The sequence below is a fragment of the Thalassospira sp. SN3W genome (assembly GCF_038070535.1).
Classification (GTDB): Bacteria; Pseudomonadota; Alphaproteobacteria; order Rhodospirillales; family Thalassospiraceae; genus Thalassospira; species Thalassospira xiamenensis.
Genome location: NZ_CP121124.1, coordinates 2,416,204 through 2,440,952, shown reverse-complemented (window position 1 = coordinate 2,440,952; position 24,749 = coordinate 2,416,204). Strand labels below are relative to the sequence as shown.

21 protein-coding genes and 1 riboswitch are annotated in these 24,749 nt (G+C 56.8%); of the genes, 12 read left to right on the top strand and 9 right to left on the bottom strand.

The genetic code is table 11. The annotated features are described in order from the left end of the window. Together P8T57_RS10980 and P8T57_RS10975 are read right to left on the bottom strand one after the other, a co-directional pair. Nucleotides 1-1,134 (bottom strand): efflux RND transporter periplasmic adaptor subunit, encoded by a 1,134-nt coding sequence (locus P8T57_RS10980; RefSeq protein ID WP_341363115.1) that lies wholly within the window; start codon nucleotides 1,132-1,134, stop codon nucleotides 1-3. 276 nt (nucleotides 1,135-1,410) lie between these two features. Continuing rightward, complete coding sequence (locus P8T57_RS10975) at nucleotides 1,411-3,528, bottom strand: methyl-accepting chemotaxis protein (protein WP_037990482.1); 2,118 nt, start codon at nucleotides 3,526-3,528, stop codon at nucleotides 1,411-1,413. A gap of 115 nt (nucleotides 3,529-3,643) precedes the next feature. Between P8T57_RS10975 and P8T57_RS10970 the strand changes: the two genes are divergently transcribed. Next, a complete protein-coding gene (locus tag P8T57_RS10970) occupies nucleotides 3,644-4,768 on the top strand; it encodes an AraC family transcriptional regulator (RefSeq protein ID WP_341363114.1) in 1,125 nt (374 codons plus the stop codon). A 22-nt stretch (nucleotides 4,769-4,790) separates the two neighbouring features. On the opposite strand, the gene speB is transcribed toward P8T57_RS10970, so the two are convergent. After that, a complete protein-coding gene (gene speB, locus P8T57_RS10965; RefSeq protein WP_341363113.1) occupies nucleotides 4,791-5,852 on the bottom strand; it encodes an agmatinase in 1,062 nt (353 codons plus the stop codon). A 169-nt stretch (nucleotides 5,853-6,021) separates the two neighbouring features. Between speB and P8T57_RS10960 the strand changes: the two genes are divergently transcribed. The 3 genes from P8T57_RS10960 to P8T57_RS10950 all read left to right on the top strand — a co-directional run bounded on the left by P8T57_RS10960 (nucleotide 6,022) and on the right by P8T57_RS10950 (nucleotide 8,185). Further along, entirely contained in the window at nucleotides 6,022-6,939 is a 918-nt protein-coding gene (locus tag P8T57_RS10960; protein WP_341363112.1) for a LysR family transcriptional regulator, read from the top strand. 134 nt (nucleotides 6,940-7,073) lie between these two features. Next, on the top strand, nucleotides 7,074-7,862 hold the full coding sequence (locus P8T57_RS10955) for an AzlC family ABC transporter permease (RefSeq protein WP_341363111.1): 789 nt from the start codon (nucleotides 7,074-7,076) through the stop codon (nucleotides 7,860-7,862). Continuing rightward, a complete protein-coding gene (locus tag P8T57_RS10950) occupies nucleotides 7,859-8,185 on the top strand; it encodes an AzlD domain-containing protein (protein ID WP_341363110.1) in 327 nt (108 codons plus the stop codon). Before P8T57_RS10955 ends, P8T57_RS10950 begins: the two co-directional genes overlap by 4 nt. A 74-nt stretch (nucleotides 8,186-8,259) precedes the next feature. On the opposite strand, the gene P8T57_RS10945 is transcribed toward P8T57_RS10950, so the two are convergent. Next, complete coding sequence (locus P8T57_RS10945; protein WP_007089166.1) at nucleotides 8,260-9,855, bottom strand: peptide chain release factor 3; 1,596 nt, start codon at nucleotides 9,853-9,855, stop codon at nucleotides 8,260-8,262. A 156-nt stretch (nucleotides 9,856-10,011) separates the two neighbouring features. On the opposite strand from P8T57_RS10945, the gene P8T57_RS10940 reads away from it, so the two are divergent. From P8T57_RS10940 to P8T57_RS10920, 5 genes are all read left to right on the top strand, one after another. Then, nucleotides 10,012-10,353: a metalloregulator ArsR/SmtB family transcription factor gene (locus P8T57_RS10940; RefSeq protein ID WP_071240899.1), complete on the top strand. Its 342-nt coding sequence runs from the start codon at nucleotides 10,012-10,014 to the stop codon at nucleotides 10,351-10,353. Between the two features lie 36 nt (nucleotides 10,354-10,389). Further along, on the top strand, nucleotides 10,390-10,908 hold the full coding sequence (locus P8T57_RS10935) for an arsenate reductase ArsC (RefSeq protein WP_007089168.1): 519 nt from the start codon (nucleotides 10,390-10,392) through the stop codon (nucleotides 10,906-10,908). 58 nt (nucleotides 10,909-10,966) lie between these two features. Continuing rightward, nucleotides 10,967-11,983, top strand: a complete 1,017-nt coding sequence (locus P8T57_RS10930; RefSeq protein WP_341363109.1) for an ArsJ-associated glyceraldehyde-3-phosphate dehydrogenase — start codon at nucleotides 10,967-10,969, stop codon at nucleotides 11,981-11,983. A gap of 10 nt (nucleotides 11,984-11,993) precedes the next feature. Further along, the gene (gene arsJ / locus P8T57_RS10925) at nucleotides 11,994-13,226 is read left to right on the top strand and encodes an organoarsenical effux MFS transporter ArsJ (RefSeq protein WP_082822616.1); all 1,233 of its coding nucleotides are present in this window, start codon (nucleotides 11,994-11,996) and stop codon (nucleotides 13,224-13,226) included. A gap of 337 nt (nucleotides 13,227-13,563) precedes the next feature. Continuing rightward, complete coding sequence (locus tag P8T57_RS10920; RefSeq protein WP_007089171.1) at nucleotides 13,564-14,328, top strand: PhoH family protein; 765 nt, start codon at nucleotides 13,564-13,566, stop codon at nucleotides 14,326-14,328. Nucleotides 14,329-14,393: 65 nt separating this feature from the next. Here P8T57_RS10920 and thiC read toward each other — a convergent pair whose 3' ends face one another. Both thiC and P8T57_RS10910 read right to left on the bottom strand, forming a co-directional pair. Continuing rightward, a complete protein-coding gene (gene thiC / locus P8T57_RS10915; RefSeq protein WP_341363108.1) occupies nucleotides 14,394-16,229 on the bottom strand; it encodes a phosphomethylpyrimidine synthase ThiC in 1,836 nt (611 codons plus the stop codon). Nucleotides 16,230-16,359: 130 nt separating this feature from the next. Further along, nucleotides 16,360-16,475, bottom strand: a riboswitch (TPP riboswitch). Between the two features lie 60 nt (nucleotides 16,476-16,535). Beyond that, nucleotides 16,536-17,546 (bottom strand): cation diffusion facilitator family transporter, encoded by a 1,011-nt coding sequence (locus P8T57_RS10910; protein WP_007089173.1) that lies wholly within the window; start codon nucleotides 17,544-17,546, stop codon nucleotides 16,536-16,538. A 207-nt stretch (nucleotides 17,547-17,753) separates the two neighbouring features. Between P8T57_RS10910 and P8T57_RS10905 the strand changes: the two genes are divergently transcribed. From P8T57_RS10905 to P8T57_RS10895, 3 genes are all read left to right on the top strand, one after another. Beyond that, the gene (locus P8T57_RS10905) at nucleotides 17,754-19,733 is read left to right on the top strand and encodes a heme lyase CcmF/NrfE family subunit (RefSeq protein ID WP_037990475.1); all 1,980 of its coding nucleotides are present in this window, start codon (nucleotides 17,754-17,756) and stop codon (nucleotides 19,731-19,733) included. Nucleotides 19,734-19,741: 8 nt separating this feature from the next. Beyond that, nucleotides 19,742-21,001 (top strand): c-type cytochrome biogenesis protein CcmI, encoded by a 1,260-nt coding sequence (ccmI, locus tag P8T57_RS10900; protein ID WP_341363107.1) that lies wholly within the window; start codon nucleotides 19,742-19,744, stop codon nucleotides 20,999-21,001. A 346-nt stretch (nucleotides 21,002-21,347) separates the two neighbouring features. Beyond that, nucleotides 21,348-21,794, top strand: a complete 447-nt coding sequence (locus P8T57_RS10895; protein ID WP_007089176.1) for a response regulator — start codon at nucleotides 21,348-21,350, stop codon at nucleotides 21,792-21,794. A gap of 122 nt (nucleotides 21,795-21,916) precedes the next feature. Here P8T57_RS10895 and atpC read toward each other — a convergent pair whose 3' ends face one another. From atpC to P8T57_RS10880, 3 genes are read right to left on the bottom strand one after another with little or no spacing between them, the layout of a single operon-like run. Next, nucleotides 21,917-22,321 carry an ATP synthase F1 subunit epsilon gene (atpC, locus tag P8T57_RS10890; protein WP_007089177.1) on the bottom strand — a complete coding sequence of 135 codons (405 nt, stop codon included), beginning with the start codon at nucleotides 22,319-22,321 and terminating at the stop codon, nucleotides 21,917-21,919. A 42-nt stretch (nucleotides 22,322-22,363) separates the two neighbouring features. Further along, nucleotides 22,364-23,782: a F0F1 ATP synthase subunit beta gene (atpD, locus tag P8T57_RS10885; protein WP_007089178.1), complete on the bottom strand. Its 1,419-nt coding sequence runs from the start codon at nucleotides 23,780-23,782 to the stop codon at nucleotides 22,364-22,366. A gap of 51 nt (nucleotides 23,783-23,833) precedes the next feature. Next, nucleotides 23,834-24,724: a F0F1 ATP synthase subunit gamma gene (locus P8T57_RS10880; protein WP_007089179.1), complete on the bottom strand. Its 891-nt coding sequence runs from the start codon at nucleotides 24,722-24,724 to the stop codon at nucleotides 23,834-23,836. Between the last annotated feature and the right edge of the window lie 25 nt (nucleotides 24,725-24,749).

Here is a 24,749-nt window from a genome sequence, read left to right as displayed (position 1 = left end):
TTACGACCCTTCGCCGGTGCCGTTGCGCTGCGCAACGCCGGTTTCATCGCCACCACGGATGGTTGCCGCCACATCCCTGCCGGGCCGCAGGCGAAGCACGCCTTCGACCACAATCAGATCACCCTTGGCAATCGGCCCCTCAAGCAGGATGCGCCCCTGTGTCCGCTTTACGACGCGGACCGGAACACGTTCGACCTTGTCATCCTTGATCCGCCAGATATAGGTGCCACCATCGCCCCACAGGACGGAAATTTCCGGCACCGACGGATAGGTTTTACCTTCGATATCGACATAAACCGCAAAGGACATGCCCGACAAAAGCCGCCCGGTCGGGTTCGGAATGCGCGCACGCACCTTGAAGGTGCGGCTTTCCGCATCAATACGGCTGGCGATGGAATCGACCGTGCCTTCAAACCACTCCCCCGGAAGGCTCCATGTCTCAACCCGAAGCGACTGGCCGATCTTCACATTTTCAAACCGGGTTTCGGGAACCTCGAAATCCACCAGAACACTTTCAACGTTATCCAGTGTCGCGATCAATGTGGAACTGTCCACACGGTCGCCCGGCTCCACCTGCGGAATACCAACCGTGCCGTTGAACGGTGCCAGAATGGTCCGGTCGGCCAGGTCCACTTCCGCCTGATCGAGCCGGATGCGCGCCTCGGCAAGGGCGGTGCGTGCCGCATCAACCTCGCTTGCCGATACCGCGCCAAGCGGCCTTGCCTGCTCGTAACGATCCAGAAGCTGCTTGGCATCCTTGACCTGCACGGACGCCAGATCCCGCGCCAGCCGTTCGCGATCCGAATCAAGGATCAGCAAAACCTGCCCGCGCGATACCTTTTCACCGGCATGAAACAGAACATCACTGACTTCGCCCGAAACCGCCGGATAAATCGAAACACCCAATGTTGACCGGCCGGTTCCAACGGCTTCAACAACCGTCTTTTCTTCCATGATGCTGGCATATTCGGCAATCACCGGCAGCGCCGGGTTGCCGGTGCGCTTTGCAGCATCGCCTTCGGTTTGGCTTTTTGACGCAACAAAGGGCAGCATCCCTTTGTCATAGGCAAACCAGCCGCCCCCGACTGCGGCAATAATCAACAGAAATACGGCTAGCCTACCTGTGCGTGACATCAAATGCCCGTTCTTGTGTGTTCTGGAAAGATACAAAGACATCGCTAAATATGTCTTGAATTCAAGACTATAGAACTTACTTTAGTTCCCCAAGGGCAGCGACCGTAAAATTGTATCAGAAATGTCGCAACTTGTACTCATCAGGTAATAGGCTCCTTCAACCGATCCGGATCACTCCCGCCGTCCCAAAAGCACAAAAGCCCGTGCACGATCTGCACAGGCTTTTGGCTCATCAACCATGAAATCCGTTGTCAAAAACGGCGAAAACCGTCTGGTTCAGGCCGCCCCGCGCATATATTGCGCCGGAAAATCAACAAGATTGGATTGCGCGTCCTTTTCGACGATGTCGGCATCATTGGCATCGCTGCCATCATCGCGGCTTTCGTCGCTGGCAGCCGATTCCACCGCCCGGTCAAGCGACCCCGAAAGTTCCGTCACATTACGGTCAACCTCATCGGCCCGGCGGGTCAGATCAACGCTCAGTTTCCGCGTGACCTCGATATCGCGCGATACCTCCTGTATGGCGTTGCTGACATGAAGGGCCGCATCGCTCGCTGATGCAATCGCAAGGCTGATTTCCTCTGTCTCGCGGCGCTGATGTTCAACGTCACCTGCCACTTCTTCGGAAATCGACATCATGTCGCGCACGGTCACACCGACCTCTTCCATCGACCGCACACAACGGTCGGTCACATTGCCCATCGCACTGACATGGGCGGTGATCTGTTCGGTTGCCTGTGCCGTCTGGCCTGCAAGGTTCTTGACCTCGGCGGCCACCACGGCAAATCCTTTGCCCGCTTCGCCCGCGCGTGCGGCCTCGATGGTCGCGTTCAGCGCCAGAAGGTTGGTCTGCCCGGCAATCCCGCGGATCAGATCGACAATCTGCTCGATACTGGTTGCCACTTCGCGAAGGTCATCGACCGCCTCTGCGGATTGCTTGGTCGAACTAACCGCATTCTGCGCAATGGCGCGCTGCCGATCCACCCGGTTGGCAATCGATCCGATGGCATCGGACAACCGTGTCGCCGCCTCGCTGATCGAATGGGCGTGCGACTGGCTTTGCGTGGCCGCACTGGTTGCCATTTCGGTCTGGCCTGTCACACGTTCTGCGGCGGCGGCCACTTCGCCAACCGCATCCCGCATCCTTGTGACCTGATGGGTGACCGACTGCACAAGCCCCGCGGTTTCGCCTTCGATGGTTTCGGCCATCGCACCCAGCGACGCCCGGCGTTTTTCCTCTTCCTCCCGCTGAAGGGCGATGCGTTCCTCGGCCATCTGTTCGATCTTAAGGGCATTTTCGCGGAAAATCGCCACCGTGCGTGACATCGCGCCAAATTCATCACCACGATTGAAATCAATCAGGTCGATATCGGTGTTGTTTTCGCTCAACCGCGTCATATCGCCATTCACACGTCCCAATGGACGCAGAATGCTAAGTGCGATGCCAATCGCCAGACCAAAGGCAATCAGCGCCCCGATCCCGGCCACCACCATATTGGTGATCGCCTTGCTTTCGGACTCGCTATGCGCCGCCTCGACCAGCATGTTCTGACCGGCAACCGCTTCCTCGCGGATATTCTGGGTAATTGCCTGAACTTCGCGAACGGCGGATTTGAAGTCATCCATCGACTGACGGAACCCCGCGATCGACCCTTCAAGCTGGTTCGCACCCTGCTTTAAAAGGTCATTATCGCGGATCGCATAGGAAAACAGCTTTTTATCCGCGCGTTTCAACCCATCGACCGAGCCTTTGATTTCTTCCTGAAGATCGGTCAACGCCGAGGTTTGCGTACGCGCCGTATCAAGCGATTCAGGTGTCCGCAGGATCGCATATTGCAGATTGTTCACAATTGCGCTCAGGTTGGCGGCACCAAGTTTATCAGCATATTTTTCCGCCAGTGCCGGATCACGTTTGCTGATGAAATCCACCAGCTCGCCTGCCGACTTGCCAAGCTGATGCGCACCAAGCAGCATGGTATCGGACGCTGCCGTCAAATTCTCGGCACGCAGGACAAGCGGCTCCAGGGTTGCGATATATTCCGCATTCAGGCTTTCAAGCGCGTCGGCTTTTTCGGTATCGCCCTCGGCGCGAAGCTGACCAATCAGCGCGGCACCACTGGCTTCTGCACTTTCACGAATTGTCGCAATACCTTCGCGGTCCAGCGGATCAACCGTCTGGGCAAACAGCAGAACCTGGTTCGACAACCGTTCAAGCTTCAACGCATATTCGTTTGCAAGCCCGACAAGCTGGGTGCTTTTGGCAATACGGTCTGCATGACCACCAAAACCCAGCAGATACCATGATGAAAGGGCGCTTAACCCGATCAGCATGATGACAAGCGCAAGAAACCCAGCAAAAATGCGGTAACCGATACGAATACGGTCAAGAAACATGGGATCTCCAATGATCCGGAATGGGGGACATATTTCCCGTGTCTCTAACCCGAGTTTCCCGTCGTTTTTGTAACAGTTAGATGAAATCCGCATTTGTCTATGCCAACACGGACAGATGGGGACTTTTGAATGTTCATTCGAACATTTGCCGCGCCGCAAAATCCCCGACACGAAAGCACTCTATACCATCGTTCAGGCGCACCATATCCGTATGTCCGCGGCCCTTTCGGGCAAAATTTACACTCTGTTTACCGATTCGCTTCTGGTCGATCAAACCGACAAAACCGGCAAATGTATCGGTGACAATATTGTCCAAGCCGAAAGGCCATCGGATGTTTATACTTGCGCCATGGCGCATTCACTTCGACATGATCCGTCGCGCGGCGCACGGAAATCAAATCCCTCCCGCGAAGTCGCCCGTCACTGGCGGGCGGCAGACGGCATTGATTTGTTCGAAGCCGATTACAAACGGTTTTCCTTTCCCAAACACAGTCATGATTATTATGCGTTCGGCACCATCCTGAACGGAGCCGAACAATTCATGACCGGCGGCACCAACTATGTCGCCAGACGCGGGCAGTTGCTGATGATGAACCCGATGCAGGTTCATGACGGCGGCCCGGCATCCGATGACGGTTACCAGTATCAGATCATGTTTATCGCGCCTGAAATCTTTGGCGATCTGGTGGCCGAACTCTCCCCCAACAGTACCGGGCTGCCGTTTTTTGGCAATCATGTGGTCGATGACCCGGAACTGCATCTGCAACTGCAATCCCTGCACCGCATGTTCCGCCCCGACCTTGATCAGACAACAACCCTGCTCGAACGTGACAGCCAGCTTCTATACAGTGCCGCCCGCCTCGCCCTTCGCCATGCCGATGCGCCGCCCTTTTCCTATCAACCGGGCTCCGAAGACAAACGTGTGCGTGCGGTCATCGACTATATGGCCGACCATCTTGATGCCAACATATCGCTTGATGAACTGGCAAGCCTGACCGGGCTCAGCCGCTTTCACCTGCTACGCGTCTTCCGCCACGCCACCGGCTTGCCACCGCACACCTATTTCAATCACATGCGCCTGCGCCGGGCAAAACGCATGCTGTTTGACGGCTTTGGCATCGCCGATGTCGCGGCGGCCACCGGCTATGCCGATCAAAGCCACCTCAACCGTCATTTCAAAACCATGTGGGGTGTCAGCCCCGGTGCCTTCATCGCTAATCTGGGACACAAACCGGGTTAAACCGCACCGGGAATGTTCCGCGTCAGGCTTCCGACCTTGCCGCGCGGGTCTTCAGGCTGTCTGCAATCAGGCAAAGTTCCTCGAACAAAATCTGTGCCCCGACATGGGCCGTGTTGCTTGTCGCGTCATATTGCGGGGCAACTTCGACAACATCCGCACCAACAAAATCAAGACCGCGCAACCCGCGCAAAATCGCCAATGCCTCGCGCGAAGTCAGGCCGCCGATTTCGGGTGTCCCCGTACCCGGTGCAAATGACGGATCAAGGCAGTCCACATCAAACGACAGGTAAACCGGACCATCGCCAATAACTTTGCAAGCCCTGGCAATGACGGCTTCCACGCCCATCTGGGGCACGTCTTCGGCATGGATCACGGTCATGCCGCTGTCATAGGAAAACTCCCAGACATATTCCGACGGCCCACGAATACCGATCTGAATGGTGCGTTCGGGGTCCAGAACGCCATCCATCACCGCCTCACGGAACGGCCCGCCGTGATGGAATTTCGAACCATCATATGCCCCACAGGTATCACAATGGGCATCAAGATGGATCATGCCAACCGGACGATCCCGGCCAATCGCCTTCAGGATCGAATAGCTGATCGAATGATCGCCGCCGACTGCAATCGGGATCACCCCCGCATCAACAATCCTGTTGAAATAGGCCTCGATATCCTCGTGACATTTTTCCAGCGAATAACGGCTGCGAAATGGCACATCGCCGATATCGGCAATACGGGCAATCGCCCCCGGCACCATGCGCATCACATGTTCATATGGGCCAATCCGTTCAATATTGCGCACGGCGCGCGGGCCAAGGCGTGCGCCTGCGCGGTTACTAACCCCCAAATCCATCGGGACACCAACAAGCACGACATCCAGACCGGCAAAGTTGTTTTGTGCCGCATCGACGGCATATGGCGCATCCAGAAAGGTCGGCACCCCGGCAAACGGCCATTTCCGCCCGCCACTTTCAGAAAACTGCGACCGGGCAACCTCGCTGAAATGCGTATCGAACACATCCGCCCCTTTGGCATTGCCATATTTTTCGCGCAGCCTGACAAGCTTGTCATCTGTGAACATGGAACCTCCTGATCACTGCACGCCCTTTGCCCCGCACAAACAGGCAGGACCGCAGAATTTGTCTGATCGGGCCATCAGATCAAATTGCACGCTCTAAAAAAATCACATATTCCTGAACTTTACTTTGGTAATTATCAAAGTAATTTCATTTGCGTGGGGAAACCGCCCGGTGATCACAGAACAGGCCGATCTGAAACTGTTGCGCATCTTCGCAACCATTGTAGAGGCTGGGGGATTTGCCGCCGCGCAAAGCGATCTGAACCTTTCACTTTCAACAATCTCAAGCTATGTCACTGCCCTTGAAACCCGCTTGGGATTTACGCTGTGCAAACGCGGGCGCAGCGGCTTTGCCCTGACTGCCGAGGGTCAGGTCGTATTTGACGAAGCCCACCGGATTTTCAAATCTATTGCACAATATGAAACCAAGATGCGTGCCCTGCGTGACAAGCTAAGTGGCACGCTGACCATCGGGTTGACCGATAACACCATCACCGATCCTGGCACGCGCCGATTTGAAAAAACCATCGCCCGGTTCATCGAACGCGCCCCCGATGTCACACTGAATGTGGAAACCCTCCCGCCCAATGATCTGCTGCGCGAGGTGGTGACCGACAATATCCAGATCGGGATTTGCAGTTTTCCCAAAACGGTTCTCGGCCTGCGCTATATCCCGCTTTATACCGAAATCCATCGCTTTTACTGCGGGTCGGCGCATCCGCTGTTTGCGCGGCCCGACCCCGAAATCAATATTGATGAAATACGGCGTTATCGCCTGATCGGGCGCAAACCTTGGCTGGGGCGTGATTTAAAGGAATTCGCAATCGCCCGGCCACATGCAACCGTATCCGATATGGAGGCCGAAGCCCGCCTGATCCTGTCAGGGGCGTATCTGGGGTATCTGCCCGAACACTATGCCCGGCAATTCGTCGACGACGGACGCATGCGCATGATCCAACGCGACCAGTTCACGGTCAAAGTCACCTTTCAGGCATGCTTTGATGACAGCAAACAGACCGATCCGATCACCAAGCTGTTTCTCGACATGCTGATCGATGATTTTGGCCATGCTGGCGATGAAATCCGTTAAATCGCAATAGCAATATTATCCAATATTCCTGTTTGGAACTTCCCTAGATTAAGGGCAGGCTCCTCGCCCACCACCAATAGTCATAAGTCGCCACCAGCGATCACAATGAAAAGACTGAAACGGAAACGCACAAGATGTCTCGCCCCGGATCTGCCCCGACCCGGCATTTCGATGCCGACACCATAAGACGCGGTGCCATCGCCTGTCTGCCCCTGCTGCCCAGCACCATGATCTTTGGTGCGGTGCTTGGCGTGCTCGCCACCCAGCGCGGTCTGTCGCTGGGTGAACTTCTGTTCATGAGCCTCACGGTCTTTGCCGGATCGGCACAATTCGTTTCGGTCGATCTGTGGCGCGAAACCATCCCCAGTGTGACGATCATTGTCGCAACCGCGGTGATCAATCTGCGCTATGTCCTGATCGGGGCATCCCTGCGCCCGGTGTTTCGTGGCCGTCCGCTCTGGGTCAAAATCTGCGGCATGCATATGGTGGCTGATGAAAACTGGGCGGTGACCATGACCCAGGAAAACCCTGCCAATCCGGGCTTCCTGCTGGGCGGCGGCATTTTCCTTGGCGTTGTCTGGGCGGCGGGCAACACCATCGGATATCTGCTGGGCGGGGGCATACCCGACCCGAATGTCTATGCGCTTGATTTCGCCTTTACCGCGGTCTTTGCCGCACTCACGGTTGGCATGTGGAAGGGCCGGGTTGATCTTCTGCCGTGGCTGGCCGCCGCCATCGGATCATTGATCGGACATTACACCTTGCCCGGCACATGGTCGATCCTTGCCGGAGCCGGGGCCGGGGTGATTGTGGCCGCCCTGACATGGCGCGAGGACATGGACGACACCGCACCCGAAACTGAAATAGCAGCAGATGCTTATGGCGCCCCCGAAGGCACCTATTCGACGGAGGCTGGCAAATGATGAGTTTCGCTGATCTGACCACCTTCAGCACCGCCTCGGTCCTGACCATTCTTGGCATGGCGATTGTGACCTATGGCATGCGCCTTGGCGGTCTTCTGATGGCCGACCGCCTGCCGCAACACGGCCGCTGGGCGCATGTGCTTGAACGCCTTCCGGGTGCGGTCCTGATTTCCGTCTGGGTGCCAAGCGCATTATCTGCCGGTGCGATTGGCATCGCCGGTGCCGCCGCCACCGTGATCACCATGATCTTTGTGCGCAACCTGTTTGCCGCGATGGTCGCGGGCATGGTGCTTGTCGCGGCGGGGCGGTATTTCCTCGGCTAAAGACACAACACGCAAACATGCAAAAAGGCCGCCCCGAAAATTCCGGGCGGCCTTTTTCGTGATCGTGGTTGGCTTTACGCCGCAACCATATTCTGCTCGCGCGTGGCTTCGAATTTCAGGTTCGGCCAATCGCGTTGCGTGGTTTCAAGATGCCAGGCATTGCGCGCGATAAACACCAGCGTTTCGTCGTGATCCTCGAACAGGGCCGACTGGTTGGCATCGCGGAATTTCTTGATTTCCAGCGGATCGCTGCCCATCACCCAGCGCGCGGCATAGGCCGGTGTCGGTTCGAAATGCACCTTGATGCCGTATTCGGCCGCGATGCGTTCTTTCAGAACCTCGAACTGAAGCTGCCCGACCACACCAACGATCCAGTCCGCCCCCATCATCGGCTTGAACACCTGTGATGCGCCTTCTTCGGCAAGCTGTTCAAGCGCGCGCTGAAGATGTTTGCCCTTCAGCGGATCATCAAGGCGCACCTTCTGCAACAATTCCGGGGCAAAGGCCGGAACCCCCCGGAAACGAAGGTCTTCGCCCTCGGTCAGAGTATCGCCGATGCGCAATGTGCCGTGGTTCGGAATGCCGATGATATCGCCCGGCCAGGCTTCTTCGGCAATGTCGCGTTCATTGGCAAAGAACAGCATCGGGTTATGCACCGCCATCTGTTTTCCCGCGCGCACGTGCTTCAATTTCATGCCACGTTTGAAGTGGCCGGAACACAGGCGGATGAACGCGATACGGTCACGATGGTTCGGGTCGATATTGGCCTGCACCTTGAACACAAAGCCCGAAACCTTTGTCTCGTTGGCTTCGACAAGGCGCGTTGCCGCTTCCTGCGGGCGCGGGGTCGGTGCGATATCGCCAAGTCCGCGCAGCAATTCACGCACACCAAAGTTATTGACCGCCGAGCCAAAAAATACCGGCGTCAGATGCCCCTCGCGGTAGCTTTGCAAATCAAATGGCGGACAGATTTCGCGCACCATTTCGACTTCTTCGCGCAGCTTCTCCAGAAGGTAATCCGGGATCAGTTCATCAAGCTTCGGATCATCAAGCCCCTTGATCGGAATGGCTTCCTTGACGACATTGCCGCCTTTTTCCATGAACAGAAGCTGATCATTGACCAGATCGTAACAGCCATGGAAATCCCGGCCCGATCCAATCGGCCATGTCACCGGCGACACATCAAGCGCAAGGTCACGTTCGATCTGATCAATCAGTTCAAAGAAATCACGTGATTCACGGTCAAGCTTGTTAACAAACGTCGTGATCGGCACATCGCGCAGGCGGCAGACCTCAAACAGCTTGCGCGTCTGGGCCTCGATCCCCTTGGCACCATCAATCACCATGACGGCGGAATCAACTGCGGTCAGAACGCGGTATGTATCTTCGGAAAAGTCTTCGTGGCCCGGCGTATCAAGCAGGTTGAAGATGTTCTTTTCAAACTCGAACGTCATGACGGCGGATGACACCGAAATACCGCGATCCTGTTCGATCTTCATGAAGTCCGAACGTGCGCCACGCTGTTCCTTTTTCGCCTTCACCGCACCGGCCATCTGAATGGCACCCCCGAAAAGCAGCAGCTTTTCAGTCAGTGTCGTTTTACCCGCATCCGGGTGGGCAATGATGGCAAAGGTACGGCGGCGCGATACCTGCTCGTCGATCGTCGGCATGGTTCATCCATTGATCATGATTTCGGGTTGGCGCGCACTGTACTGATTTTTGGCGCGCATGCCACCGTGAAATCGTCATATCGGGCATGATCGCATCCATCGCTGAAACAAATTCGTCATTTGACTTCTGCATAATATGTCAATATTTCCCGACATATGGAAATAAATACAGCAATCAGCGCCCTTGGCGCACTGGCACAGGAACACCGTCTGGCAGCATTCAGGATTCTGGTGCGCGTGGGCGAAGACGGCATGGCCGCAGGCGACCTCGCACGCAGCCTTGCGGTCCCGCACAACACCATGTCCACCCATCTGTCGGTTCTAAGCCAGGCCGGACTGATCACATCACAACGCAATGGCCGGTCGATCATCTATCGGATCGTCCCCGATGTTATGCGTGATCTTTTGGGATTTCTTGCCGATGATTGCTGTCAGGGCCGCCCGGAACTTTGCGGTATCGCGGTTTCCGGCAAAACATCGACCTCGACCTGCTGTTGAAACGCCAAACCGGCATAACCGGACGGAGACATCATCATGACTGGCGGTACCTATAACATCCTGTTCCTGTGTCAGGGGAATTCCGCACGTTCCATCATGGCCGAGGCCATCATGAACCGTGAAGGCGCAGGGCATTTTCATGCCTATAGCGCCGGGGCACATCCGCGCGGCAATCTGCATCCCTATACAATCGACCTTCTCAAAAGTCTGGGCGATGATCCGTCTGTCTTTTCCTCCAAGCCGATGGAAGTCTATTCCGCGCAGGACGAAATCAAATTCGACTTCATCTTTACGGTCTGCGACCAGACGGCAAAGGAAAGCTGCCCGATTTTCCCCGGCTCCCCGATGACCGCCCATTGGGGCGTACCCGATCCGGCAAGTGCCACCGGAACCGAGGCCGAAATCCGCCTTGCCTTCGCCGATGCCTATCGCATGCTGCGCAACCGGATTTCAATTTTCATGAGCCTGCCTTTCGCATCCCTTGACCGGATGTCGCTGCAACAGAAGCTCGACGACATTGGCAAAACCGGAATGCCCGCGAACGAAAGCGCATAAAACGCGAAACGGTCACTAACGGCCCCCGTTAGTGACCTGATATTCAGGAGTCCTCGAAATGAGCCGCAAAATCCGTATCGGCATCAACGGCTTTGGCCGCATGGGGCGTCTTGCCTTGCGCGCGGGCTGGGGCCATCCCGGCCTTGAATTCGTCCATATCAACGAAATCAGCGGCGGGGCGAAAACCGCCGCCCATCTGCTGGAATTCGATTCCGTGCATGGACGCTGGGATCATCCGGTAACCTGCATCGATGATACTGTTGTCATTGATGGCCAAACCACCCTGACCTTTTCGGAAAATGCCACACCGGGCGATACCGACTGGGTCGGGCAGGGCTGCGACATCGTTTTCGAATGCACCGGCAAATTCAAAACCCCCGAAACGCTTCAGCCCTATTTTGATCAGGGGGTGAAAAAAGTCATCGTCGCCGCCCCGGTCAAGGAAGGCGCGCTTAACATCGTTTATGGCGTCAATGACGATCTCTATGATCCGGCAATCCATCACCTTCTGACCGCGGCAAGCTGTACGACAAACTGTCTGGCCCCGGTGGTCAAGGTCATCCACGAAAAACTGGGTATCGTGCATGGTGCCATCACCACCATCCATGATGTGACCAACACCCAGACCGTGGTTGACCTGCCGCACAAGGATCTGCGCCGCGCCCGGTCCAGCCTGCAATCGCTGATCCCCACCAGCACCGGCTCGGCCACCGCCATCACCATGATCTACCCGGAACTGGCCGGAAAGCTGAACGGCATTGCCGTGCGCGTGCCGCTGCTGAACGCGTCGCTGACTGATTGCGTGTTCGAAGTCGCCTGCGACACCGATGTCGAAACGGTCAATAACCTGCTGCGCACCGCATCGGAAACCTATCTTGCCGGGATTCTCGGATACGAGGAACGCCCGCTGGTCAGTTGCGATTATCTCAACGATCCGCGCTCCTCGATCATCGATGCCGGATCAACCATGGTGATCGACAAACGGCAGGTCAAAATATTCGCCTGGTATGACAATGAATGGGGCTATGTCTGCCGGATGGTTGATCTGGCCGCCAAAGTCGCCCAAAGCCTTTAGGATCATTTTCATGTCATCGGCCATTCGCAATTATGCCCTTGTCACATCCGCCTATTGGGGATTTACCCTGACGGACGGGGCTTTGCGTATGCTGGTTCTGCTGCATTTCAATGACCTTGGATATTCGGCCTTTGAAATCGCCCTTCTGTTTGTCCTTTATGAATGTGCCGGGGTCATCACCAATCTGGTCGGTGGCTGGCTGGCACAGGCGCGCGGGCTCCGCTTTACCCTGTTTGCCGGGCTGATCACCCAGATCGCCGCCCTTTCCGCCCTGTCCCTGACCAATGAAAACTGGCTGCCGTGGATATCGGTTGCCTATGTCATGGGCCTGCAGGCCGCATCGGGTGTCGCCAAGGACCTGACCAAAATGTCCAGCAAGTCGGCCATCAAGGTTCTGGTGCCCGAAAATGCCGACGGGGCATTGTTTCGCTGGGTGGCCCTACTGACCGGATCGAAAAACGCGCTCAAAGGGGCCGGTTTTTTCATGGGCGGTGCGCTTCTGGCCTGGCTTGGTTTTGGCGGGGCGTTGCTCGCGATGGCAACCGGGCTGACCGTCATCCTGATTGCGGTGGCCCTGTCCATCGGTCCCGAAATGGCCGCCCCGGCCAACAAACCGAAACCCAAATTCCGCGAAGTCTTCTCCAAGGATCGCAAGATCAATATCCTGTCAGCCGCCCGCATGTTCCTGTTCGGATCGCGCGATATCTGGTTTGTCGTCGGATTACCGGTCTTTCTGGCAACCCATCTTGGCTGGGGCCATATCGAGGTCGGCACCTATATGGCGCTGTGGGTGATCGGCTATGGCTTCATCCAGACGATTGCGCCCAAAATCCTGCGCGCAGGCACCCATGCCCCGGACGGACAAAGTGCGCGCCTGTGGATTTTCGCCCTGATCATCGTGACCGCGGGCATTGCGGCCGCCGTGCAATTTGATATCTCGCCCGAAATTGCCGTTCTGGGCGGTTTGATGGTCTTCGGGCTGGTCTTTGCGGTCAATTCATCGCTGCATTCCTATCTGATCCTTGCCTATGCCGATGGTGACAGGGTCGCGATGAATGTCGGGTTCTATTACATGTCCAATGCCGTCGGGCGACTGACTGGCACCATCCTGTCGGGACTGGCCTATATGTATGGCGGTCTGGTTGGCTGTCTGGCCGTCTCGGCCGCCTTCCTTCTGATCGGCTGGATAATCAGTTTTGGCCTGCCAAAACACCAATCCGGGACGCCCGAAGCACTGCATTAGAAAAAAGTTATCTCGCAGATGCGGCATAAATCTCTGAAAAGACTCACTTTCCGATTTCATTTAAATTTAATCAGATAAAAAACAGTGACAAAACACAGGATGTAGGCGTACGATTCTGTTGTACGGTCAATAACTGGACCGCAGGAGGGGTTCCCGAGTGACGCGAGAGCACGTTGTAAAACGGAATTTTTCGCCCCCCGGATCGCAGATGCAACATGTTGCTGCGAACGGCGGTGAACCCACCCGCCACTTCCATCGCAAGATGAAAATTGAATGCGCGCCTTTCCATGATGGAATGGCGCGTTTTGCTTTATTGGCACAATTGATGAGGTGACTTATGGGTAAGCGCGCAGCACGCCGTCGTAGCCGTCCGCAACAGGCAGACACCAACGTTCACGAGCTGTTTGACGGTGACAAGTCAAACTGGCATCCCCTGAACGGTCAGGGTGACGTCCCTCAGAACGGCCAACGCGATCAAAGCTTCCGCCGCCACATTCGCCCGAAAAGCGAAAATCAGGCGGCCCTGATGGAAGCAATCGATGCCTTCAACCTCATCCTTGCACTTGGCCCGGCGGGAACCGGGAAAACCTTCATCGCTGTTTCCAAGGCCGTCGAAGCGCTGGACAAGGGCGAAATCGGCCGCATCGTTCTGGCCCGCCCCGCGGTCGAGGCTGGCGAAAATATCGGCTTCCTGCCCGGCGACGTCGAAGCCAAAATGGCCCCCTATCTTCGCCCGCTTTACGATGCACTGAATGACCGTCTCGGTGCCAAACGCCTGCGGCAGTACCTTTCGGACGGCACGATCGAAATCGCACCGATTGGCTATATGCGTGGCCGCACACTCAACAATGCCTTCGTCGTGATTGACGAGGCCCAGAACTGCACCTACGGACAGCTCAAGATGCTGGTCACCCGCCTTGGCTGGAATTCAACCATGATCCTGACCGGCGACCCGGACCAGACAGACCTTCTGCCGGAAATGTCGGGCCTGTCGGAAATGTCCGACCGTCTTGAAAATGTCGAAGACATCGCCTGCGTCAAACTGGCTGATCGGGACATCGTCCGTCATCCGCTGGTCGCCAGCATGCTGACCGTCCTTTAACCTTTCGGCACGGCAAACCAAAAGAAGAAGGCGGGTCCGTCACCGGGCCCGCCATTTTCACAGGCTTATTTCCCGATGTTTCGGGGCATGTATAAATCCCCGCCATCACGGTATTTTTCCGCCATCGCCGCCATGCCTTCCTTCTGCACATCGGCCCTTATTTCGTGTGAAATCCGCATCGAACAGAATTTCGGCCCGCACATCGAACAGAAATGCGCCACCTTGTGCGCCTCTTTCGGCAGGGTCTGATCATGAAATGCCCGTGCGGTTTCCGGGTCCAGCGACAGGTTGAACTGATCTTCCCAGCGAAATTCAAACCGCGCACGCGAAAGCGCATCATCGCGTGCCTTCGCTGCCGGGTGGCCCTTGGCAAGATCGGCGGCATGGGCGGCAATCTTATAGGTAATCACCCCGGTCTTCACATCATCCCGGTCCGGCAGGCCCAGATGTTCCTTGGGCGTCACGTAACACAGCATTGCGGTCCCGAACCAGCCGATCATCGCCGCCCCGATCCCCGATGTAATGTGATCATAGCCGGGCGCAATATCGGTGGTTAGCGGCCCCAGCGTGTAAAACGGTGCTTCGCCGCAAATCGACAATTGCTTGTCCATGTTTTCGCGGATTTTATGCATCGGCACATGGCCCGGCCCCTCGATCATCACCTGGCAATCACGATCCCATGCAATGCGGGTCAATTCGCCCAGTGTTTCCAGTTCGGCAAATTGGGCGGCATCATTGGCATCGGCAATCGATCCCGGCCGCAATCCATCGCCCAGCGAAAAGGAAACGTCATACGCCCGGCAGATATCGCAAATCTCGGCGAAATTCTCATACAGGAAACTTTCGCGATGATGATGCAGGCACCATTTCGCCATGATCGACCCGCCCCGCGATACGATGCCGGTCACCCGGTCCACGGTTAACGGGATGTGATGTAATCGCAATCCGGCATGGATGGTAAAATAATCCACCCCCTGTTCGGCCTGCTCGATCAATGTGTCGCGGAATATTTCCCATGTCAGGTCCTCGGCAATCCCGCCGACCTTTTCCAAAGCCTGATAGATCGGCACCGTCCCGATGGGCACCGGCGAATTGCGGATGATCCAGTCGCGGATATTGTGGATATTGCGCCCGGTCGACAGATCCATGACCGTATCCGCCCCCCATCGCGTCGCCCAGACCATCTTTTCAACCTCTTCGGCCATTGATGATGTGACCGCCGAATTGCCGATATTGGCATTGATCTTGACCAGAAAATTCCGTCCGATGATCATCGGTTCGGCTTCTGGATGGTTGATATTGGCTGGGATGATCGCGCGCCCCCGTGCAATTTCTTCACGCACGAATTCGGGCGTCACATGATCGGGGATCACCGCCCCGAATGCCTCGCCATCACGCTTGGCATTGGCGCGCATTTCCGCCCGGCCCAGATTTTCACGGATCGCGACATATTCCATTTCGGCGGTAATGATTCCGGCCCGGGCATAGGCCAGCTGCGTCACTGCCCGCCCGCCAGTTGCGCGCAACGGCGCATGGCTTTGCGGAAATGCCGGAACCGCATGGCTTTCACTTTCGACAAAGCCGTTATCTTCGGGTTTGATGTCGCGCCCGGCATATCGTTCGGTATCAGCACGCGCCGCGATCCAGCTTCGGCGCAGTCGTGGCAGTCCCTTGGCAATGTCAATCGTGACATCTGGGTCGGTATAGGGCCCCGACGGGTCATAAACCCTGATCGGCGGTTCGCCTGCGGTGGCATGAACCGCAATTTCACGCATCGGTACGCAAATATCGGGAAAGTGCGATCCCGTAATGTGGATTTTGCGCGATGCGGGCAACGGCCCGGTTGTAACATCGCTGGTGACATCAATACTGATATCGGTTTTGGTAGATGGAACAGACATAAAAGGCCCCTTTGCAATCAAGGCAATGGAGACCCAGTTCTGCGAGAGGCTGCTGATGAAAAATGCCGACCGGTGATGGGAAAACCGCCATGACAAACGGGGCGTACCCACAGTATCAAAACAGGTAAATATGCCGGCATCCGCACCATCCCTACGCCAGTATGAACTGGATCAGGTTCAAAGGGTCACTGCGCTGCAAAGCCAGCAGTTTCTCAGCCCCTTGTCGGGGCTCCCCAGGTGATCGATTGCAGGGTTACAAGTTATGCGGGTAATGTCAATTGGTGGAAAACACCCGACACCCGAAACCTAGCGCCCCGTCGCCAGCTCGCCATTTGACGCCGGAATACTGTCCTGACCGGCCTTGCGCGCCCGGCCCGTATGCCAGAATTCCGGGTCTTCGGTATAACCACTGAACTCGTCGAGATGGATGTCTTCGGGCGGTTCGGGATGGATCGTGATATCCAGATCGGGATATTCCGCCCGGATGCTGTCCATCACCTGATGGCAGATGGTGTGCGATTCCCGCATCAGCATCCCGCCATCCATGATCAGTTCGATCTCGGCAAAGCGATGCACGCCCGATGACCGGGTGCGCAGACGGTGAATGCCGATCACGGACGCGTTTTTCATCGTCAGTTCGATGATCCGCTGGCTGTCTGATTCCGGCAATTCCTGATCCATCAGGACCGAAACCGAATTGCGCCCGACCTTGACCGCGGAATAAAGCAGGAAAAGCGCCACCATGCCGCCAATCGCCGGATCGGCCCAGTTCAGGCCGGAAAAACCTGCAACAAGGGCAACAATCACCGCCAGATTGGACAGGATGTCGCTGGTGTAATGCATCGAATCGGCGTCAACCGCCAACGACCCGGACATCCGCACCGCTTTTCGTTGCAGCAACACAAGCCCGACGGTCATGACAAGCGAGATCGACATGATCCACACGCCTTCAACCGCAAACCGGATCGGCTGCGGTTCCGCAAGACGCGATCCGGCCTCCGCCAGAACCAGAATGGCCGCCCCGATCATGAAGGCAGACTGGAAAAGCCCCGCCAGCGGTTCGGCCTTGCCATGGCCAAAACGGTGATCGTGATCGGCCGGGCGCCATGCGCTTCGGACCGCCATGAAGTTGATCACAGACGTCCCGACATCAAGCATGCTATCAATCATCGAAGACAGAAGGCTGACGGAATCGGTCATGAACCAACCGGCGGCCTTGATGGCAATCAGCGTCGCAGCAATGACAATAGAGGCCGTGGTTGCCCGACGTGCCCATATTTCCCTTTGCGCGATGTCAATGACAGGACATTGACTCATGTTCTACAGACCCTTGGTCTTCAATTTCCGCTCGCTGATTGCGGTTTTATATCGTGAATTGGCGTAATATGTAATGACTATTGCCATACTTTGACCTTCGCCTGTGCAGCAAATAGCGCATATTTGATATTCCGCAAGGTTTTCAAACCAGACCGGAGCGACTATATCAGCCCCGCAGGCGGATAAGAGCAAACAACAGGCCCACTTATGATTGTTGAAATCGGACATTATGCCCTGGTGCTGTCACTCGTGGTGGCATTGGCACAGTCGACCATCCCGTTTCTGGCCGCATCGCGGCGTGATGTCGCACTTCTGAAAATTGCGCCACGTCTGGCGATTGCCTGCTTTGCCCTTGTCGGTACAAGCTTTGCCGCCCTGACATATGCCTATGTCACATCCGATTTCTCGGTCGTCAATGTGGTCGCCAACAGCCACACCTCCAAACCGCTGATCTATAAAATCACTGGCGTCTGGGCCAACCACGAAGGCTCGATGCTGCTCTGGGTGATGATCCTGACCCTGTTTTCGGCTGCCGTCGCGGGCTTTGGCCAGAACCTGCCACCAAGCCTTCTGGCGCGCGTCGTCGGCGTCATGGGCTTGATAGCCCTCGGCTTCCTGCTGTTCATCCTTCTGACGTCTAACCCGTTCGAACGCGTGATTAATCCGCCGCTCAACGGCGAAGGCATGAACCCGCTGCTTCAGGACCCCGGCATCGCCATTCACCCGCCGTTCCTTTATCTCGGCTATGTCGGTTTCTCGGTGGCCTTTGCCTTTGCCGTTGCCGCACTCATCGAAGGCCGGGTTGATCCGGCATGGGCGCGCTGGGTCCGTCCCTGGACGCTGGCCGCATGGATGTTCCTGACCGCCGGGATCGGGCTTGGCTCCTGGTGGGCCTATTACGAACTCGGCTGGGGTGGCTGGTGGTTCTGGGATCCGGTTGAAAACGCATCCTTCATGCCGTGGCTGGCCGGAACCGCGCTTTTGCATTCGGCGATTGTCGTTGAAAAACGTGACGCGCTCAAAAGCTGGACGATCTTCCTGTCGATCCTTGCCTTTTCCTTCTCGCTGCTCGGCACCTTCCTTGTGCGGTCGGGCGCGCTGACATCGGTTCATGCCTTTGCCACCGATCCGACGCGCGGGGTGTTTATCCTGTTCCTGCTGTGTCTGACGGTGGGCGGGTCGCTGGCCCTTTATGCGTGGCGCGCGCCAACCCTGAAGGGCGGCGGTCTGTTTCAGCCGATCTCGCGCGAAGGCGCACTTGTTTTCAACAACGTGCTGCTCTCGATTGCCGCGGCCATGGTGCTGCTCGGCACCCTTTATCCGCTGCTGCTTGAAACCCTGACCGGTGAAAAGATTTCGGTCGGCGCGCCGTTCTTCAATTCCACCTTCGTTCCGATCATGACGCCCCTGATCATTGCCATGGCATTCGGGCCGATGATGCCTTGGAAACGTGCCGATCTGTTTGCGGTTCTGGGCAAGCTCAAAATCGCCATTGCCGCCGTGATCCTCGTTCTGATCGTCACCTACTGGCTTGCCGGTGGTCCGGCCTTTGCCCTGTTTGGCATGGGGCTGGCGATCTGGCTGTTTGTTGGAACGATGCTGGAATGGGCCGGACGGATCAAGCTTTTCCGCGAACCGCTCTCGACCAGCTTCCGCCGGATGCGCAATCTGCCACGCTCGGCACACGGCACCATGCTGGCTCATGCCGGGATGGCGATTGTCATTGCCGGGATCACCGGATCACAGGCATGGACCGAAGAATCGGTTCAATCGCTTGCCATCGGTGAAAGCACGGTTGTTTCGGGCCATACCTTCACGCTCAGCAGCCTTCGCGAATATCAGGGGCCGAACTTCTTCGCCCGCGAGGCCACCATCACCATCGCAACCCCGGGCGAACGCACCATAACGCTTACCCCGGAAAAGCGCGTCTACACCGTAGAAGGCATGCCCACGACCGAGGCCGGAATCCGGTCCGGTTTCACCGGCGATATCTATGCTGTCATCGGCGATGAAGACGCCAGCGGCAAATGGGTGACGCGCTTCTATGTCAAACCGATGATCCCGTGGATGTGGGCCGGTGGCATCATCATGGTGCTGGGTGGTCTGATGTCGCTCTCCGATCGTCGTTATCGCGTCGGTGCCCCTGCCCGCTCCACCAAAACGGTTCACACCGTACCCGCCGAATAGGATTCTCAATGACCATCTGGATTGTTCTTGGCGCCTTGACGGCTCTGGTGGCGGGTTACGTCCTCTGGCCGATCTTGCGAAATGCGCGTTCCGCCAGTGCCGATGCGGGTGATGATCACCTTGCCGACATGGACGAAGACGAACTGCAACGCGATCTTGCGGTTTACCGCGACCAGCTTGCCGAAATCGGACGCGACATCGAACGCGGCGTTCTGACCGGCGAACAGGCCGACGCCGCCCGCACCGAAGTCCAGCGCCGCATCCTTGCCACCGATCAGCGCATCAGCACCCGCCAGCAATCCGGCGAGGCCGCAACGCGCATCTCCCGCCTGCGCCCGGCTGTTGCGATCTTTACCCTGCTTCTGTTTGTCGGCGGTATCGGCCTTTATCTGGATCTTGGCCGCCCCGACCTTCGTGATCGCCCCATGGCCAGCCGTACTGACGAAATCATGGCCGCCCGGCAGGCCAGCGAAAATGACGCCAGCCGCAATGACGCGCTGAACCGCGCCGTACAGGACCTGTCAAACCGCCTGCTTGAAAATCCCGATGACCTCAAGGGCTGGGAACTGCTTGGCGCCAGTCTGATGGCACTTGGGCGCGCCGAAGAAGCCCAGACCGCCTTCCTCGAAGCGGTCAAGCAATCCGGTCGCGATGGTGATTATCTGGCGATGTATGCCGAAAGCGTCATCCGGGCGAATAACGGCCAGGTCAACACAATCGCCCGCGGCGCACTCGAAGAAGCCGCCCAATCCGGCAGCAAGGACCCCCGCATCCAGTATTTCCTCGGTCTTGCCGATGCGCAGAACGGCAATGTCGCTGCCGCGATTGATCGCTGGATCGTGCTGGTGAATGGTGCGCCGTCCGATGCCGGATGGCTTCCGATGGTGCTGGCCCGGATCGACGAAGCCGCCCTCGCCCAGGGGATCGACATTACCGGCCGGATCAAGATCACCCCGCCAATGGCCTCAAACGCCCCTGCCGGGCCCGGGGGACCCTCGCGCGAAGACATGGAAGCCGCCGCCGAAATGTCGCCCGAAGAACGTCAGGAAATGATCCTTGGCATGGTGTCGCAGCTGGCCGACAAACTGGCGGAAAACCCGGAAAACCCCGAAGGCTGGGCCCGTCTGATCCGCGCCTATATGGTGATCGGCCAACCCGATCAGGCAAAGCAGGCCTATGACAACGCCCGGCAGGTATTTTCCGATGATACCGATCTTCTGACCCGCTTTGCCGGGTTGGCCGATGAACTGGGCATCCCTGCGAATTGACCGGCCCCAAACGGCCACCATCATTCATCACCCAGAATCGAACGCACCGTGAAAAATCGCGGTGCGTTTTTTCTGTTTACACCCATACGAATGCAGCCAACCAAATAATACGCAAGGATAGTATTTTGATCAAACTTTCGCCTGTATCCTATTGATTTGGCGTTCTGTTTCCTCAAATTTGACCCGTTGAAAAAGTGAACCGGATTCAGAAATTTCAAACTTTTCGCCTACAAGATTGAATTTATTCTGTCTTTTTCTTCAATTCCCCTAAAAGATTGACTATAATTCTCATCTATCAAAAGGGGGAGTTTCCGACATTCCCCATCCAAAAGAATAAGGACGTCGCATGATCGCCGGTGCAAGCGGGGCCGTAAGCAATTTGCTGCTGATAGAAGACAATCCGGGCGACGCCCGATTGGTTCAGGAAGCGCTCCGTGAATTCACCCACCCGGTTACGCTGCATCATGTCAAGGATGCGATGACCGCGCGCCAGTTCCTGCAACAGGATGGCCCCTATCGCAATGCGCCAAGACCCCGCCTGATCCTGCTGGACCTGAACATGCCCCGCAAGGATGGCCGCGAAATGCTGCGCGAAATCCGGAATGATCCGTCATCCGCCTCGATCCCTGTGATCGTGCTGACCACGTCGGGGGCCGAACATGATGTGGATCTGTGCTATGCGGCGGGGGCGAACTGCTATCTGCGCAAACCGGTCGATGTCACGGAATTCATCGAACTGATGAAGATGATCGAATCTTTCTGGCTCGGTCTTGCCCTGACCCCGTCCCCCTGATCCCGCCGCCGGTTGCGGCTACCCCCATCACGCTTTCCCGATCAGCCCTTCTGACATGCCAAAAGCAAAAAGGCCGCTGTCTGCACAACAGCGGCCTTTTTAACAAAGTCGAAGATCGATGATCAGTTGGACAGTGCGGCAATCTGCGCACGGGCAACCTCAAGCGCACGCTCGGCATTCGCCTTGTCATGCGCCGTGGTTGCCGCCTTCAGATCCGCCTGCGCGGTCTCAAGACGTGCCTGGGCTTCATCGGCCTTGATATCGGAAACCGGAACCGCTTCTTCGGCCAGAATGGTGCAACGCTCGGGGTTAACCTCGGCGACGCCACCGGCAACGAAGATACGTTCGGAAACCTTGCCACCTGCATAGATGTCGATGACACCGGGGCGAATGGTCGAGATCATCGGCGAATGCTTCGGCAGCACGCCAAAATTCCCGTCCGTGCCCGGAACAACGACCATCTCGACCGGCTCGGATTTGAGCAGGGCAGACGGCGAAACAAGTTCCAATACAGTCGTATCAGTCATGACAGTCCTCTCTCCCGTATGGGAAGGGGGACCGAAGCTGCCTTAGGCAGCTTCGGCCATCTTCTTGGCTTTCTCGATGGCTTCTTCGATGGTGCCGACCATGTAGAATGCCTGTTCAGGCATGTGGTCATATTCACCAGCACAGATGGCCTTGAATGCCTTGATGGTGTCTTCGAGCTGAACGAACACGCCCGGAGTACCGGTAAAGACTTCTGCAACGTGGAACGGCTGCGAAAGGAAACGCTGGATCTTACGGGCACGGGCCACGACCAGTTTGTCTTCTTCCGAAAGCTCGTCCATGCCGAGAATTGCGATGATGTCCTGAAGACCCTTATAGGTCTGAAGGATACGCTGCACTTCACGGGCGGTCTCGTAGTGTTCCTTGCCGATAACGCCCGGATCAAGCGCACGCGAGGTACTGTCGAGCGGATCAACAGCCGGATAGATGCCAAGCTCGGCGATCTGACGGTTGAGCGTCGTGGTCGCATCAAGGTGGGCAAACGAGGTTGCCGGTGCCGGGTCGGTCAAGTCATCGGCAGGGACGTAAATGGCCTGGACCGAGGTAATGGAACCTTTTTTGGTCGAGGTAATACGTTCCTGAAGCGCACCCATGTCGGTTGCGAGTGTGGGCTGATAACCCACGGCAGACGGGATACGACCCAGAAGTGCCGACACTTCCGAACCCGCCTGGGTAAAGCGGAAGATATTATCGACGAAGAACAGAACGTCCTGGCCTTCTTCATCACGGAAATATTCCGCAATCGTCAGACCGGTCAGGGCGACACGTGCACGTGCTCCCGGGGGTTCGTTCATCTGGCCATAAACCAGTGCGGCTTTGGATGCACCTTCCGGGTTGATAACGCCCGAATCCATCATCTCGTGATAGAGGTCGTTACCTTCACGGGTACGTTCACCAACACCTGCGAAAACCGAATAACCGCCGTGGCCTTTTGCCACGTTGTTGATCAGTTCCATGATGAGAACGGTTTTACCCACGCCCGCGCCACCGAACAGACCGATTTTACCACCCTTGGTGTACGGCGCGATCAGGTCGATGACCTTGATGCCGGTAACCAGGATTTCGGTGTCGGTTGACTGATCGGTGAAAGACGGTGCTTCACGGTGGATCGGGGAGGTCATTTTCGCGTTGACCGGACCACGTTCGTCGACCGGCTCGCCGATGACGTTCAGGATACGACCAAGGGTTTCCGGACCAACCGGAACCAGGATCGCGTCACCGGTATCAATGACTTCCTGACCGCGACGCAGACCTTCGGTGGTGTCCATCGCGATGGTACGGACGGCATTCTCACCAAGGTGCTGTGCAACTTCAAGAACCAGACGCTGGCCGTTGTTGTCAACATGCAGCGCGTTCAGAATGGGAGGCAGATCGCCGTCGAATTTAACGTCGACGACGGCGCCCATAACCTGGGAAATTTTCCCCGCCTTCTTGTTCGCCATAGGTATTGTCTCCTGCTCGGACAAAACTATCCGTTAGTTCCTGCGACCCGCTTACAAAGCCTCGGCGCCGGAAATGATTTCAATCAGTTCGTTGGTGATCTGGGCCTGACGTGAGCGGTTGTACTGGATGCTCAGTCGGTCGATCATATCGCCGGCATTGCGGGTTGCGTTATCCATCGCGGACATACGCGCACCGTGCTCGGATGCACTGCTTTCCAGCATCGCACCGAAAATCTGGACCCCGACATTACGCGGCAGCAGATCAGCCAGAATGGCTTCTTCGGACGGTTCATATTCATAAACCGCAGAAGAACCGGTAGCTTCTTCCTGCCCGTCGGCTTCCGGCACCGCGAACGGTACCAGCTGCTGTTCGGTCACGACTTGCGAAATTGCTGACACGAACTTGTTATAGAAGATCGAGCAGACGTCAAATTCGCCTTCTTCGTACAGCGCCAGAACTTTGTCGGCAACGTCGGTAGCAGCAGAGAAATCAATCCCCTTCTTGCCTTCGACGCCAGTATACCGGGCGACAATCGCATCACCAAATTCACGCTTGAGCGCATCGGCACCCTTGCGGCCAACACAGATCAGCTTCACCGTTTTGCCAGCCGCGCGAAGGGCGCGGACCTTGATACGGGTTGCTTTGATGATCGATGCGTTGAAACCACCGCAAAGGCCACGGTCCGCGGTAAAGACGACGAGCAGATGCACATCATCCTTGCCGGTACCTGCCAGAAGCTTCGGTGCCCCCTGTGCGCCACCAACCGCGGCTGCAAGCCGTCCCAGCATCGTCCCCATGCGATCCGCATAGGGACGGGCTGCTTCTGCTGCATCCTGCGAACGGCGGAGCTTGGAGGCCGCCACCATCTTCATCGCCGAAGTAATTTTCTTCGTCGATTTGACGCTGGCAATGCGCGAGCGCAGATCCTTCAAACTAGCCATTGCGTTTCCTCCTTCGCCTAAATTT

What these genes read in the sequence shown, in the direction of transcription:
- P8T57_RS10980 (WP_341363115.1), bottom strand. Translation starts at nt 1,134, where the DNA reads ATGTCACGCACAGGTAGGCTAGCCGTATTTCTGTTGATTATTGCCGCA.
- P8T57_RS10975 (WP_037990482.1), bottom strand. Translation starts at nt 3,528, where the DNA reads ATGTTTCTTGACCGTATTCGTATCGGTTACCGCATTTTTGCTGGGTTT.
- P8T57_RS10970 (WP_341363114.1), top strand. Translation starts at nt 3,644, where the DNA reads ATGGGGACTTTTGAATGTTCATTCGAACATTTGCCGCGCCGCAAAATC.
- speB (WP_341363113.1), bottom strand. Translation starts at nt 5,852, where the DNA reads ATGTTCACAGATGACAAGCTTGTCAGGCTGCGCGAAAAATATGGCAAT.
- P8T57_RS10955 (WP_341363111.1), top strand. Translation starts at nt 7,074, where the DNA reads ATGTCTCGCCCCGGATCTGCCCCGACCCGGCATTTCGATGCCGACACC.
- P8T57_RS10950 (WP_341363110.1), top strand. Translation starts at nt 7,859, where the DNA reads ATGATGAGTTTCGCTGATCTGACCACCTTCAGCACCGCCTCGGTCCTG.
- P8T57_RS10945 (WP_007089166.1), bottom strand. Translation starts at nt 9,855, where the DNA reads ATGCCGACGATCGACGAGCAGGTATCGCGCCGCCGTACCTTTGCCATC.
- P8T57_RS10940 (WP_071240899.1), top strand. Translation starts at nt 10,012, where the DNA reads ATGGAAATAAATACAGCAATCAGCGCCCTTGGCGCACTGGCACAGGAA.
- P8T57_RS10935 (WP_007089168.1), top strand. Translation starts at nt 10,390, where the DNA reads ATGACTGGCGGTACCTATAACATCCTGTTCCTGTGTCAGGGGAATTCC.
- P8T57_RS10930 (WP_341363109.1), top strand. Translation starts at nt 10,967, where the DNA reads ATGAGCCGCAAAATCCGTATCGGCATCAACGGCTTTGGCCGCATGGGG.
- arsJ (WP_082822616.1), top strand. Translation starts at nt 11,994, where the DNA reads ATGTCATCGGCCATTCGCAATTATGCCCTTGTCACATCCGCCTATTGG.
- P8T57_RS10920 (WP_007089171.1), top strand. Translation starts at nt 13,564, where the DNA reads ATGGGTAAGCGCGCAGCACGCCGTCGTAGCCGTCCGCAACAGGCAGAC.
- thiC (WP_341363108.1), bottom strand. Translation starts at nt 16,229, where the DNA reads ATGTCTGTTCCATCTACCAAAACCGATATCAGTATTGATGTCACCAGC.
- P8T57_RS10910 (WP_007089173.1), bottom strand. Translation starts at nt 17,546, where the DNA reads ATGAGTCAATGTCCTGTCATTGACATCGCGCAAAGGGAAATATGGGCA.
- P8T57_RS10905 (WP_037990475.1), top strand. Translation starts at nt 17,754, where the DNA reads ATGATTGTTGAAATCGGACATTATGCCCTGGTGCTGTCACTCGTGGTG.
- ccmI (WP_341363107.1), top strand. Translation starts at nt 19,742, where the DNA reads ATGACCATCTGGATTGTTCTTGGCGCCTTGACGGCTCTGGTGGCGGGT.
- P8T57_RS10895 (WP_007089176.1), top strand. Translation starts at nt 21,348, where the DNA reads ATGATCGCCGGTGCAAGCGGGGCCGTAAGCAATTTGCTGCTGATAGAA.
- atpC (WP_007089177.1), bottom strand. Translation starts at nt 22,321, where the DNA reads ATGACTGATACGACTGTATTGGAACTTGTTTCGCCGTCTGCCCTGCTC.
- atpD (WP_007089178.1), bottom strand. Translation starts at nt 23,782, where the DNA reads ATGGCGAACAAGAAGGCGGGGAAAATTTCCCAGGTTATGGGCGCCGTC.
- P8T57_RS10880 (WP_007089179.1), bottom strand. Translation starts at nt 24,724, where the DNA reads ATGGCTAGTTTGAAGGATCTGCGCTCGCGCATTGCCAGCGTCAAATCG.